Below are 12,030 nucleotides of genomic sequence, written 5' to 3'. Positions count from 1 at the left end.
CGAATCGGGCCACCGCGATCACGCAGATCCCGGTGGTGCCGCCGCCCCGCCCGGCGGCGCCGCTGCCGCCGACCCCGACCAAGCGGGCCGCGGTGCTGCCCGCCGGGCCGACCGTGGCGAACCGGCCGCTGATGGCGGTCGTCGACACCCTGCAGGCGGTGCTGAGCATGCCCGCCACGGTTCTCGACCTGATCAGCACCGGTGACGAGTCGGCCGGCGTGAGGTCGGCGCTGTCCCGGGTCGCACGCGCGGCGGCCACCGGCACACCGGTGCCCGACCAGTGGCTGGCCAGCGTGGAGTCCGCCCTGGCGACCGCGGAGGAGATCCTGCGCCGGGACGCCCCGATCGACCCGGCACGGGACCTGGACCGGGGACAGCCGCCGGACCCGGGCCTGGCCGCCGGCGTCGCCGCCTTCCTGCAGGGCACCCGGCCGCTGTTCCAGGACGACGCGGCCATCCAGTCCAGCCTGGATCTGGCCGAACGGCTGCTCGCCCAGGGACGGCCCCGGACCGCCGACTTCGTGGTCATGGCGGCCCGGGAGGTCGCCATGGCGGCCCGGGTCCGGGCCCGGCGGGACGAGGCAGCGGCCGAAGCCGCCCGCGCCACCACGCCGACCGTCTCCGGTCAGCCCCTGCCCGCCGCGCTGGCCACCCTGCGGTCGGTGCTGAGCCTGCCCCCGCCGGTGGCCGACCTGATCGCCACCGAGGAGGAACGGGCCCGGGTGGCGGACGCTCAGTCACACCTGGCCCGCGCGGTGGCCGCCAACACCCCGGTGCCCGCGGAGGCGGTTCCAAGCGTGGAGTCCGGCCTGGCCACGGCGGAGACCGTGCTGCGGCGCGACACCCCGATCGGCCCCGCCGGCGACCTGGACCGGGGGCAGCGGGCCGACGCCGAACTGGCCGCGGCCGTCGAGGCTTTCCTGCGCACCACCCGGGCGGTGCTGCGCGACGACGAGTCCGCCCAGGCCGCGCTGGACGTCGCCGAACGCCTGATGTCGCAGCACCGCTACCGCACCGCCGACTTCGTGATCATGCAGACCCGGCTGGCGGCGGCCGGACCCGGCGGGACGTGACGGTCAGCCGTCGGCGCGGCCCGGCGTCCAGCCGGAGACGTCACGCAGGCGGCCGCGCCACAGCCGGCCCGGGCCGGCTGTGGCCTGGCCGGGCCGGGAGATGCGGGCGTTGCGCAGGTGGATGTACTTGGTCGGGGCGGAGAGCGCCTGGTACTGCCGGAAGGTGATCTCCTCGCCGATGTCGCGGCTCTTGACCGCGGCGTGGGCGAGGTCGGACTGCTCCTTCACGTACTCGGCCATGCCGACGTAGTAGGCGTCCTCGTGGTCGTTGAGCTCGCTGAGCTCGGCGAACCACTGCCACTGCGGGATCAGTTCCCCGTCGACGACCAGCCCGCCCACGGTCAGGGTGAACGGGGTGCCGGGATCGACGTGCTCGACCAGCTGATCCGTGAGGGAGACGTAGTTCGCGAGCACGCCGTCCGGCTCGGACCAGTCGGAGCGGAGGGCGCGCGCGTCGAGCATCGGATCAGACATTCTCCCAATCTAGGACAGCGATGGCCGGTCTGATCCGGGTTCGCGGAGGTCGCCGCCGGATCGCGGTAAGGTTCGGATATGCGGCCTTCGCGGCTTTCGTCGATGCGCCGGCCAGGGCAGCGGTTCATCGTGCTGCCGCTGGTGATCTGGCTGGCGCTGTCCGCCGCGGGAGTGGCGGGCATGGTCGCCATGGAACACGCCAACCACCACGGGCTCGCCGTCCGGTTCGGGCAGCGCATCGGGTTGGTGGCGAACTTCGTCGCCAGCTACGTCCACGACCGCGTGCAGCGGCAGCGCGAGCAGGCGGTGGCCTTCCTGAGCGGGCCGGAGGTCCCCGAGCAGGACTTCGCCCGGCTGATCGCCGGCCTGGGCTTTCCCGCCGCGGTCCTGCTCGACAGCGAGGGCCGCGCCCTGCGAGCCGTTCCGGCCGGGGCGTTCCCCAGCGGCAGCGACCTGACCCGCCAGTACCCGCACCTGGCCGACGCGGTACGGCAGGGCGTGCCCGCGGTCTCCACGGTGATCGAGTCGGTCGCGGACCGGCTTCCGGTGGTGAACTTCGCGGTCCCGTTCGACACCGCGGCCGGCCGGCGCGTGCTCGCCGGCTCGGTGGAGATCGCCAACAGCCCGCTGACGGCGTACCTGTCCGCGCTGCCGCTGACCGAGGTCACCCTGCACATGGTCGACACGGCCGGCCGGATGGTCGCCGCCAACCGGGCGGTCAACGGCGTCCCGGTGGCGATCGACGACAGCGAGACAGCGGCCGGCGACCCGCAGGGCCGGTTCCGGTCGGACAACCGGTGGTGGCGGCAGGTCACCCACCACGTGCCGCGGACACCGTGGCTGCTGACCGGCGCGATCACCGAGGACCTGCTGTTCGGGCCGGTGGCCGTGGCCGAGACCGGCGCGGAGGTCGCGGTCGTCACCGCCGCCGGGGTCGGTCTGCTGGTGGTGGTCGCGGTGGCCCGCACCCGGCGCAGCCGCCGGGACCTGCAGCGCGCGAACACCCAGATGACCGACTTCATCACGATGCTCAGCCATGACGTACGCCAGCCGCTCAGCTCGATCGTGACCTACGGTCACGCGCTGCTCGACGAGTGGTCGGAGCTGGACGAGGACCTCAAGCACCGCTACGTCGAGCGGATCACGGCGGGCGGGCACCGGGCCGACGGCATCGTCGAGGAGATCCTGACCCTCGCCCAGCTCGACTCGGGCCTGCTCACCGCCCGGCCGGTGCCGGTCGACGTGCACCATGCCGTCCGCGAGGCGATCGCCGACCTCGGCGCCGACCCGGACCTGCGGATCGCCGTCACCGCCCCCGACATGGTCACCGCGTACGCCGACCCGACCTGCCTCAAGCTGATCCTCGGCAACCTCGTCGGCAACGCCGCGAAGTACGGCGAACCGCCGATCGAGATCACCGTGATCCGCGAGCCGCAGCGGGTGCGCATCCACGTCAGCGATCACGGGGAGGGTGTGCCGCCGGAGTTCGTCGCCGACCTGTTCGACCGGTTCACCCGGGCCGGCACCGGCGTGGCCACCAAGAAGACCGGCACCGGACTCGGCCTCTACCTGGTCCACCAGCTGGCCACCGCCAGTGACCTGCACATCGGCTATCAGCCGCACGAGCCGCGCGGCGCCACCTTCGTGCTGACGCTGCCGGCCGAGCAGCCCGGCACCCGCCGGCCGGGCGAGCCGGCCGGCGCGCGGCTCACGTCGCTGTCCCCTCCTCCGAACTGACCAGCTCGGCGATCGCGGCTCACGTCGCTGTCCCCTCCTCCGAGCTGACCAGCTCGGCGATCGCGGCGAAGAACGCGGCGATGCCGGGCCGGTTGGCGCCCTTGGCCCGGGAGGCGGCGAAGTCCTCCGGCCGCTCCCAGTAGACGATGTCGAGCCACTCGTCGCCGGGCAGCCGGACCAGGCGGGCGTCGAGGAAGCCGGCGCGGTCGGCGCGGAAGTCGGCGAGCATGGCGGGCCGGGCGGCCAGCAGGTCGGCGGTGCGGTCAGGGGTCACCCGGAAGCGGGTCAGTTCCACCGTGGTCATGCCCGAACGATATAGTCCAACTATTGGACTGTCCAAGAGTTGGACTGATCACAGGGAGGCGCCGATGGCCCGCGCCGCACGCAAGACCGAGTCCCCGGACCTCGGCATCCTGGCGGTCCGGCTGCTGTTCGGCCTGCAGGCCGACCTCTTCCGGCGCGGCGCCGAGCAGGGCTTCGGCGACCTGCGCCCGAAGCACGGGGCGGTGCTCGCCCACCTCGACGAGGACGGCCTGCGACAGGCCGAGCTGACCCGCCTCGCGGGCCGCAACAAACAGACGATCGGCGCGATCCTCGACGAGCTGGAGAAGCTGGGGTACGTCCGGCGCGCCCCCGACCCGGCCGACCGGCGGGCCCGCCTGATCGTCCCGACCGAGCGGGGCCGGCAGTGGATGGAGCTGTCCGACGGCATCGTCGCCGACATCGAGAAACGGCATGCGGAGCAGGTCGGCGCCGAGGCCTACGCCGCCTTCCTCCGCACGCTGCGAGCCATCACCGGTGCCTGACGTCCGAGCGGTGGCCGCCGCCCGGCAGCCACCGCTCGAAGCCGGCGGACATCGTCGTCACCGGGGCGCGAGACGCACCCGGCGCAGCAGCTGGGCGTTGAGGCGCTCATCAGCACCGCCCCGATCGCCGGGCTCAGCGTCAGCCCCGCCCCCGGCCAGCACGCCCGCGGCCAGCGGGATCGCCACGATGGTGTAGCCCGCCGCCCACGCCAGGTTCTGCGTCATCTTGCGACAGGACGCCCCGGGACAGCCGGATCACCCCGGTCACACCGCGCGGATCGGAGGAGGCGAGCACCACGCCGGCGGACTCGATCGCCACATCGGTGCCGGGCGTCGATCGCCAGGCCCACGTCGGCGCGGGCCAGCGCGGGCGCGTCGTTGACGCCGTCGCCGACCATCGCCACGGCCAGGCCTGCGCCCGGCCACCGGCGGCCTGCGCGACGAGCCGGCCAATCCCCGGCGAGGGCGGTGTCCTCCCCCACCGCGTCGACGCGGACCCGCAGCGCCGAGTCGGTCGCCACCGTCCCGGCCACGACCCGGTCGCCCGTTCCCCGGGGCACCGGGCGGGACTCCCCGGTGATCATCGATTCGTCCAGCTCCGCCGTACCCTCGGTGATCCAGCCATCGGCCGGGACCCGGCCGCCGGAGCGCACCAGCACGGTGCTTGCGCCGGAACACCTCGGGGGCGTGACCGGCGTGCTTGTCGTGTCCGTGGTGCCCGCCGTGTGATCCATCCATGTAAGGCTGTACCCCCGGGGGTATGCGACAAGCGATGCCCGTCACATCAGTCAGTTGTGGTGGCGATGTCCGGCCAGGGTGCGCGGCACGCGTGACTCGGTGCCCGGCTCGACGATCACGAACTGGCCCATCATGCCCTTGTCCTCGTGCCGCAGCAGGTGGCAGTGGTACATGTACGGCGTCAGCGGATCGGTGTGCCGGCCGAACCGCACGGCCAGGCGTACCTTCGCCAGCTTCGGCACGAACACGGTGTCCTTCGGCCCGGCCTGGTAGGCCGGCGGCGGCTGCCCGTTGACCTCGAGAACCCGGAACGCCACCTCGTGGATGTGGAAGTTGTGCGCGTACGTGGTGTTGTCCAGCTCCCAGATCTCCAGCGCGCCGGCCGGCACCACCTCGTCGATCCGGCTCATGTCCATGTCCCGGTCGTTGATCTCCGAGCCGGAGAGCACGAACCGGCGTACCCGGGCACCGGCCGGCGGCGGCTCGGGCGCCGTGCCGCCGAGCGCGGCCGGCACCTCCGGCGACGGTTTCAGCGCCGCCCCGGCCACGATCTTCAGCAGGACGAAGTCGCCCTCCTCGATGTCGTTGGCCTGCTCGGCCGGCTCGCCGCGGCTGTCCAGCACGGCGGTCTCACCGGCGGCGAACCGCACCACGATCTCGGCCCGCTCCCCCGGGCTGATCTTCACCCGGTCCACCGTGACCGGCCGCTCCAGCAGGCCCGCGTCGCTACCGACCACCTGGAAAGAGCGCCGGTCGGCGAAGCCCACCCGGTAGACGCGGGCGTTGGAGGCGTTGAGCAGCCGGAACCGGACCGACTCGGTCTGCGCCTGGAAGGCCGGCAGATAGGTGCCGTTGACCAGGATGGTGTCGCCGAGCAGCCCGAACGTGCCCCCGTCGACGTTGCCGGAGAACTGGCCGTCCCCGTCGAACTGCTTGTCCTGGATGATCAGCGGCACGTCGTCCACCCCGTAGTCGCCGGGCAGCCGCGGCCCGTCCGGATCGTCGATCAGGAACAGTCCGGCCAGGCCGCGGTAGACGTGCCGGGCGGTGCGCTCGTGCGGGTGCGGGTGAAACCACGAGGTGGCGGCCGGCTGCTCGATGGTCCACTCCGGCGCCCAGGTGGCGCCCGGTTCGATCATCTGGTGCGGCCCGCCGTCCATCCGCGCCGGCAGGCGCATCCCGTGCCAGTGCAGCGTGCTCGACTCGGGCAACCGGTTCGTCACCGCCATCCGCACCCGGTCACCGCGGGCGGCCCGCACGGTCGGCCCCAGGTAGGCGCCGTTGATGCCCCACGTCTCGGTGGTCTTGCCGGGCAGGAACCGGCTGCGCCCACCGGCCCGCAACTCCAGCGCGAAGCGCTTGCTGCCGTCCACGCCGGCCTCGGGCCGGGCGAGCGGCGGAATCCGCAACTGATTGGTGAAGCCGGCAACGTCGGCCGACGGGGTGCGCGGCCCCGCCGAACACGCGCCGACGGCGGCACTCAAACCGGACAGGGCGGCCAGGGAGAGGAGACTGCGTCGTTTCACGAAATCCATCGTGATCGCGCCGGGCCGCCGGCGAATCCGTTGATCCCCCGCAAAACCGCCTGCGGGTTTCACCTGGTCAGAACGCCGCCGGCATACATCTCCAGAGGTACGCCCGGCGGCCGCGCGTGCCGCCGCAGCGGCACGTTCGCCTGGTGGGGGCAACACCACCTACCGCCGGGCGAACGTGCCGGAGTGACCAGCGACAGCGGCTTCAGCCTGAGGTTCTTCGAGTGACCCTCACTTGCGGACGCTCACCCACAGCGACGGGGACTTCGACGGCGGGCTGAGCTGCGGATCGGTCTGCTGGGTGCCGTTGGCCCGGATCACCGTGGTGCGGTAACGGTACGAGGTGTCGACCTGGTGGCGCAGGATCACGTCGTCGATCGGGTAGTCGACCCGTACGTGGTCGGCCAGTTTCGCCGCGGTCAGCTCGGCCGTGCCGCCGCCCTCGAAGGCCACCTGCACCACGACGATCTGCTCGTCCGGGCGCTCCGGAACCGGGGTGAACGCGCCGGGCACGATGTTCACGGTGACCGTCTGGAAGAAGGCCACCGCCGAACGGTCGACGATCGCCTCCCACAGCGCCGCCGGGTCCGGCAGCACCTGCACGCCGCCCATGGCGAAGCGGACCTGCGGTGTTCCGGTGGCCGGGGCGGGCGCTTTCGGGCGTACGGTGAATTGCAGCTCACCGCCCGGCGGCAGGGTCTCGACCGGCAGGACGAGGCCGTCGATCTCGGCCGGGCCCACCACCTCGCCGGCGCCGGCCTGCGCGGCGAGCGCGTTGATCCGCAGCGGGCTCTCGATCGTGTTGATCAGCCGGACCGCGACGGCCCCGCCGGCGCCGGCCTCGGCCGCGCAGGCGAAGACCTCACCGGCCAGGTCGTCGAAGCGGGCGGTGAACGGGATGACCTCGGCGAGCGCGTCCGGCACGTCGATGCGGACCTCGCCGAGGAACAGCGACGCGGTCTGCAGGTGCATGGCGTCGAAGAGCCGGCCGAAGTCGGCCAGGCTCATCACGATGGTGTCCTTCAGCAGGCCCTGCAGCGCTCGCGAGGCGCCGGCGCGGACCTCGCGGACGTTGCCACGTTCGGTGGGCCGGTCGATGGTGAGCGTGACGTCGCTGGTGAGGAACGGCTGGAACTCGACCGACGAGAGGCCGTATCGCGGGTCGGCGGTCAGCTGGGCCCGGGCGTCGCGCAGCCGGTCCGGGTCGGTGTCCGGCGCGACCAGGTAGTCGAAGACCACCTGGGCGTCCTGCGTGCTGGTCTGAGAGGTCACCCGTACGGTGATCAGCGGCGTCGCCGGCATCGCCGCCCGCCTGGCGATCTTGAAGTTGTCCGGGAAGAAGTGGACCAGCCACGGGCGGGCGGCGTCCTGCAGGTAGGTGTGGAAGCGGTTCTTCCAGGGCAGTTGGTAACGCCGGTATCCGGTGGCGCCGCTGCCCGGGACGATGTCGGCGAACATGTAGGGGTGCAGATCGCGCAGGAACGCGAAGGGTTCCGGTGACACCGTCTGCGCGAGCTCACGGACCACCTGCTTCGACGCCGGCGGCGGGGGCAGCGGAGTGGTCGGGATAGGCCACGGCTTGGTCGGCCACGGCTTGTTCGGGATGAAGATCGGCTTGCCGGGCCAGCCGATCGGTTTCTGGAAGGTCGCGGGCCCGAAGGTCAGCGGTGAGTTCTCCGGCTGGAACTTGCTGATCGGCACCGGCTCGCGCAGGTGGAAGGTCTTCGGGTCGGCGAAGGTCGGGTCGACGAACCGGCCGAGCAGCGGCGGCTTCTGGACCGCGATCCAGTCGGCGGGATCGCGCGGTCTGTTCGGCGCGCCGGGCACGGTGACGCGGATCGTACGGGTGACCGTCAGCGTCGCGGCACGGGCCGGTGTGGTCAGGGCGTGGTAGACGTCGTCGCGCTCCAGCAGCGTCGCGAAGTCCAGGCGCACGGTGACGACCGGGCCGTTGCGGGCCACCTCGCGGATCGGCAGGATCTTGCGCGCGCCGGACGGCGGCGCCTGCAGGACCGAGAGCGTGACGGCCAGGTCGTGCGGCAGTTCCTCGAGGTCGCGGGCGGTCTCACCGAGCTCCGGCGCCGGCCCCTTGGCCAGCATGATCGTCAGGGTCCACGTCGCGTCCTGCTGCGCCATCGCGATCCGGTACTGGCGGCGGCCGGAGACGGTCTGCTCGGCCAGCTGGTAGCGCGGCAGGTAATACCGCCGGGCCGGGTCGCCGGCCGCGTGATAGATGAGCAGGTCGGTGGGCTCGGCAGCCGGGCTGACCGGCGGCTCCGGGATGGCCGCCAGCAGGGGTTTGAGGGTGTTCAGCGTGCCGAGCTGGACGATGATCTCGGAGACCTGCTCGTCGGCACGGTCACCGGCCCGGACCCGCAGCGGCGCGGTCCAGTCGGCCACCTCGGTCCAGGGTTCCTCGACGCCGTCGTCGCGGTGCGGCCGGTGCCGGAAGCCGGGCGCGAACGGTGAGGCGGCGAACCAGCCGAACCGCCTGGTGGGCTGTTCCGCGGTGAACGCCAGCACCGTGGTCTGCTCGGAGTTCTGCGGTCGCAGGTCGATCGCGTACACCCCGCCGCGGCCGGGCAGCTCGCAGTGCACGTCGATCTCGTGCCAGCCGTAACCCGGGAACGAGGCCAACGTGAGGTCGATCCGCTGCCCGTCGACGGGGCCGAGCTCGATGCGGTCGCCGCCGGGCGAGGTCGCCGCGCAGAGCACCGCCACGGATGCCGCGTCCCGCGGCAGGGCAAGAGCGGTTTCGGTACGCCCGGAGTCCACCGTGAGGGCCGAGAAGTGCTCGGTCCCGTCCTGTTCGTAGCGGCAGACGCCGCTGACGGTGGCCAGGTCCAGCAGCGCCGGGTCCGCCGACACGGTGACGAGGGTGACCGGGAAGTCCTCGGCGGCCAGGCGCAGCGGGCTGCCGGTGTGCTGCCGGCGCGGCCCGGTCACCTCGCGGGAGCCGTGCTCGCCGTCCAGCACGGCGAACGTCTCGTACTCGTAGACCAGCGGCTCGCCGGCCGACAGGGCGAGCGGCAGGCGGACCAGATAGTCCGGGGCGCGCAGGTCAGCCTGGACCGTGACGTCGTGCGGCCGCGCCGGTGGCCGGGCCGGGAAGGTGAGCGTGGCGCCCAGCGCGGCCAGCCCGTGCCGCTCGGCGGGCAGCGTGCCGAACACGGTCACCGCGGCCGGTTCGCCGAACGGCGCCGCCGTCGCGGTGTGCCGGCGGACCACCGAGTCCAGGCCGTCCCGGGCGATCGCCACGCGGACGTCGCGCAGCAGGTCGAACCGCAACTCGACCGGGCGCCGGGCGAGGGCGGGCTGGGACAGCGACCAGAACAGCTCGGTACGGCCGGGCGGCACGGTCAGCAGCAGCGAACCGTCGGCGCGGTATTCACCGAACCGGTCCACCAGCCGGTCCGCGACGGTCTCCCCGAACACGGCCGCCGCGTCGGCGCCGACCGTGCCGGTAACCTCCCACGGCAGCTCGTCGCGGCGAGCGGCGAGGCGGGCGGCCAGCTCCGGCAGCGAGGACGGCTCGCCGAGGGCCGGGATCAGCTCGCCGGCGCGGAACCGCACCACCGCGCCGACCCGCGGCGAGACTCCGGTGATCCAGGCGGCCGCGAACGCGCTCACCGGCGCGTCGCCCGCACGCAGCAGCGTCTCCAGCAGCATGCCGCTGTCGAGGGAGAGCGTCGCGGCCAGCCGCGCCGAGCCCAGGCCGTTGGACGCCAGCATCGTCGGCGGGTGCAGCTCGGTCAGCAGCACGCGGCGGTCCAGCCGGAACTGCCAGCCGGTGAGCGGCAGATCGGCGAGGGTCGCGGCCGGGTGCCGGCGGCGCAGCGCGGTCAGGGCCTCGTCGCGCGGGTAGCGGGCGTCGAGGCGGAACTCCAGGTCGGCGCGGCCACGCCCGCCGCTGCCCGGCGGCGGCCGGAACAGGTCCAGCCGTAGGCCGGTCACCGCGCAGCCGGCCGGGCTCAGCAGGAAGGGGCCCTCTCGGTACGGCCGGTGGACGCCGTGCTCGAGCGGCCGGGACAGGTCGGGACAGTCGTCGAACATGCCGCTCTCCTCATCTCCGCCCGCAGGTCGAGGGCGGGGCACCACCAGTACGTGTGTCCGTAGGCCGAGCAGCACACCGGTGCCGCCGGTGTGCCGCTGCCGGCCGGCAGCCGGGGCAGGACCGGTGCGAGTTCGGTGGCGCCACACTCCACCGCGTGCTCGGTCGCCTCGCGCAGCGCGTACGGATCGGGGTAGAAGGGGGTGATCGCCCGCCGCCGTGCCGGGTCGGCGCCGGCCCAGGCGACCGCGCCGGTCACCGTCCGCACCGCCTCGGCGTAGCCGGGCAGGTGCCGCGCGTCCAGTGCGGCCAGCAGCGCGACGACGTTGACGTTGACGCACGCGTCGACCGGGTTGCCGCGTTTCTCCCGGGTGATCCAGGTGTGGAAGGCGCCGGGAACGATCCACGGCGGGGACAGCTCCCGGCCGGCCGTCGCGCGCTGCGGAAGAAGCACGTGGCAGGCGGTCCGCAGGGCGGTGGCGCGGTCGATCCGCCCGTGCCGCAGCAGCTCCCGCGTGATGATCGCGGTGTCGTCGACGTCCGCCGGCAGGCGCGGCGCCCACGCCGGCTGTTCGCCGGCCGGCCAGAACCTGTAGGCGCCCGGCGTCCGCTCCGATGCGCAACGGCGCAGGAGGTCCAGGGCCCGGTCGCGGATCCGGCCGGCGCCGGGCACGTCCCGCAGCGCGCGCACCACCAGCGCGGTGACGAAGCCGTTGCGGTCCAGCCGGCAGGAACCGGGGGCGGTCACCCGGCTCGGGAAGCAGCCGTCCGGCTGCTGCAGGGCCTCCAGGTCGGCGAGCAGGCGTACGGTCATGGCCGCACCCCGATGCTGAGCGCCGGCCGTCCGCGCGCCGCCACCGTGACGCCGAGGACGCCGTGCCGGGTGAGCCGGCCGGCCGACCCGGCGAGGTGCGCGGTCAGTGCCCGGTAGCGGCCGTCGTCCCAGCCCAGCTCCGGGGCCAGCCGGGTCAGGCAGCGCCGGATCCGGTCGTCGGAGCCCCAGAAGACGCGGGCGAAGAAGAACAGCGTCACGCTCAGCGGCTCGCCGGTCGCCGACTCCGTGTAGCTGACGCCGACCGAGTCACCGGGCAGCCGGCCGGGAAAGCGGTGGCCGTACGCGTTCTCCAGCAGATCCAGCAGCTCGGTCGCGCGGGACTCCAGATCGGCCGCGCCGAGCACGCGCGGGAGGTCGATTGGATACAGGTCCGGTATCCGGTGGTAGCGCTCGACCTCCCCGGTCACCGGGGTGCACGCCACCATCCGCAGCCGGCCCCGCTCGGCCTCCAGGTAGAGCTTGTACGTGTCGCCGTCCGGGCCGTGCCGGGCGCCGACCCACGCCCCGTACCGCCGCGGCAGCGCCTCGTGCGTGTCGGCCGGCACGCCGCCGAGCTGCTCGACCAGCCGCCCGGCGAGGGCCAGCCGGCGTGCCGGGTCGAGCCGGTGGCCGCCCGGCTCGACCGTGTAGCGCAGCCGGTCGTCGGCGGTGACCACGCCGATCTCCACCGGGAAGCCGTCGCCGGTGAGCAGGCTCGACCCCCAGGCGCCGGCCGGGTCGGCCGCGACGCGGTCGGCCAGCAGCGCGCGCAGCGCCGTGAGCTGGTCGAGGGTGAGCGGCGGAT

9 protein-coding genes and 1 pseudogene are annotated in these 12,030 nt (G+C 73.6%); 3 read left to right on the top strand and 7 right to left on the bottom strand.

The genetic code is table 11. The annotated features are described in order from the left end of the window. Positions 1-1,073 (top strand): hypothetical protein (locus tag AB0F81_RS47300; RefSeq protein WP_360210302.1); only part of this gene is annotated, 1,073 nt, incomplete at its 5' end. 3 nt (positions 1,074-1,076) lie between these two features. Here the strand turns inward: AB0F81_RS47300 and AB0F81_RS47295 are convergent. Beyond that, a complete protein-coding gene (locus AB0F81_RS47295; RefSeq protein WP_360210300.1) occupies positions 1,077-1,547 on the bottom strand; it encodes a hypothetical protein in 471 nt (156 codons plus the stop codon). Between the two features lie 78 nt (positions 1,548-1,625). Here AB0F81_RS47295 and AB0F81_RS47290 point away from each other — a divergent pair, with 78 nt between their 5' ends. Next, positions 1,626-3,284: a HAMP domain-containing sensor histidine kinase gene (locus tag AB0F81_RS47290; RefSeq protein WP_360210298.1), complete on the top strand. Its 1,659-nt coding sequence runs from the start codon at positions 1,626-1,628 to the stop codon at positions 3,282-3,284. A gap of 19 nt (positions 3,285-3,303) precedes the next feature. On the opposite strand, the gene AB0F81_RS47285 is transcribed toward AB0F81_RS47290, so the two are convergent. Beyond that, the gene (locus tag AB0F81_RS47285) at positions 3,304-3,588 is read right to left on the bottom strand and encodes an antibiotic biosynthesis monooxygenase (RefSeq protein ID WP_360210296.1); all 285 of its coding nucleotides are present in this window, start codon (positions 3,586-3,588) and stop codon (positions 3,304-3,306) included. A gap of 64 nt (positions 3,589-3,652) precedes the next feature. Between AB0F81_RS47285 and AB0F81_RS47280 the strand changes: the two genes are divergently transcribed. Then, positions 3,653-4,090: a MarR family transcriptional regulator gene (locus AB0F81_RS47280; RefSeq protein ID WP_360210294.1), complete on the top strand. Its 438-nt coding sequence runs from the start codon at positions 3,653-3,655 to the stop codon at positions 4,088-4,090. Between the two features lie 57 nt (positions 4,091-4,147). Here the strand turns inward: AB0F81_RS47280 and AB0F81_RS47275 are convergent. From AB0F81_RS47275 to AB0F81_RS47255, 5 genes and pseudogenes are all read right to left on the bottom strand, one after another. Next, positions 4,148-4,824 (bottom strand): annotated as a pseudogene (locus AB0F81_RS47275) (hypothetical protein). Positions 4,825-4,878: 54 nt separating this feature from the next. After that, the gene (locus tag AB0F81_RS47270; RefSeq protein WP_360210292.1) at positions 4,879-6,354 is read right to left on the bottom strand and encodes a multicopper oxidase domain-containing protein; all 1,476 of its coding nucleotides are present in this window, start codon (positions 6,352-6,354) and stop codon (positions 4,879-4,881) included. A gap of 237 nt (positions 6,355-6,591) precedes the next feature. Continuing rightward, positions 6,592-10,413, bottom strand: a complete 3,822-nt coding sequence (locus AB0F81_RS47265) for a hypothetical protein (RefSeq protein WP_360210290.1) — start codon at positions 10,411-10,413, stop codon at positions 6,592-6,594. Continuing rightward, the gene (locus AB0F81_RS47260) at positions 10,332-11,225 is read right to left on the bottom strand and encodes a hypothetical protein (RefSeq protein ID WP_360210288.1); all 894 of its coding nucleotides are present in this window, start codon (positions 11,223-11,225) and stop codon (positions 10,332-10,334) included. Before AB0F81_RS47260 ends, AB0F81_RS47265 begins: the two co-directional genes overlap by 82 nt. Continuing rightward, on the bottom strand, positions 11,222-12,030 hold an 809-nt coding region (locus tag AB0F81_RS47255), incomplete at its 5' end, for a hypothetical protein (protein WP_360210286.1). The genes AB0F81_RS47260 and AB0F81_RS47255, both read right to left, overlap by 4 nt.

This window comes from Actinoplanes sp. NPDC024001, assembly GCF_040638955.1.
Taxonomy (GTDB): Bacteria; Actinomycetota; Actinomycetes; order Mycobacteriales; family Micromonosporaceae; genus Actinoplanes.
Note: the sequence above shows the minus strand (reverse complement) of the source record. Positions and strands in the feature narration are given on the sequence as shown.

Excerpts from the sequence above, each read along its gene's own strand:
- AB0F81_RS47295 (WP_360210300.1), bottom strand. The coding sequence starts at position 1,547 with ATGTCTGATCCGATGCTCGACGCGCGCGCCCTCCGCTCCGACTGGTCC.
- AB0F81_RS47290 (WP_360210298.1), top strand. The coding sequence starts at position 1,626 with ATGCGGCCTTCGCGGCTTTCGTCGATGCGCCGGCCAGGGCAGCGGTTC.
- AB0F81_RS47285 (WP_360210296.1), bottom strand. The coding sequence starts at position 3,588 with ATGACCACGGTGGAACTGACCCGCTTCCGGGTGACCCCTGACCGCACC.
- AB0F81_RS47280 (WP_360210294.1), top strand. The coding sequence starts at position 3,653 with ATGGCCCGCGCCGCACGCAAGACCGAGTCCCCGGACCTCGGCATCCTG.
- AB0F81_RS47265 (WP_360210290.1), bottom strand. The coding sequence starts at position 10,413 with ATGTTCGACGACTGTCCCGACCTGTCCCGGCCGCTCGAGCACGGCGTC.
- AB0F81_RS47260 (WP_360210288.1), bottom strand. The coding sequence starts at position 11,225 with ATGACCGTACGCCTGCTCGCCGACCTGGAGGCCCTGCAGCAGCCGGAC.